Source organism: Mesorhizobium sp. M4B.F.Ca.ET.203.01.1.1, assembly GCF_004791025.1.
Classification (GTDB): domain Bacteria; phylum Pseudomonadota; class Alphaproteobacteria; order Rhizobiales; family Rhizobiaceae; genus Mesorhizobium; species Mesorhizobium abyssinicae.
On sequence record NZ_SRUO01000133.1, the window covers coordinates 1 to 356 of the forward strand.

At 60.7% G+C, this 356-nt stretch carries 1 protein-coding gene; it reads right to left on the reverse strand.

Annotated features, from left to right (window positions below; translation table 11 throughout):
• The coding region (locus EN846_RS33985; RefSeq protein ID WP_135899338.1) for an aldehyde dehydrogenase family protein at positions 1–356 on the reverse strand (356 nt) is incomplete at both ends.

A 356-nucleotide genomic window follows, 5' to 3' on the forward strand; every position in this document is an offset into this window, starting at 1 on the left:
TTGCGCGCCACCATGGAGGCCGGGAAATTCCATGGCGTGATCGTGCCAACAACGCCGATGGGCTGCTTGATCACTAGCATTCGGCGGTCTGTCGAGGGTGCCGAGATCGTCTCGCCATAGACGCGATTGGCCTCCTCGGCATACCATTGCAGATACGCCGCCGCATGCGATACCTCTGACATGGCTTCGGCAAGCGGCTTGCCCATTTCCGCAGTCAGAATCGCGGCGAGATCGCCTGCATGGTCGATGATCAGCTGATGCCATCGCCAAAGAACGTCGCTACGCTCTCGGGCAGTCAACGCGGCCCATCCCGACTGCGCAACATAGGCCTTGTCTACCGCAGCACGTGTCTCCTC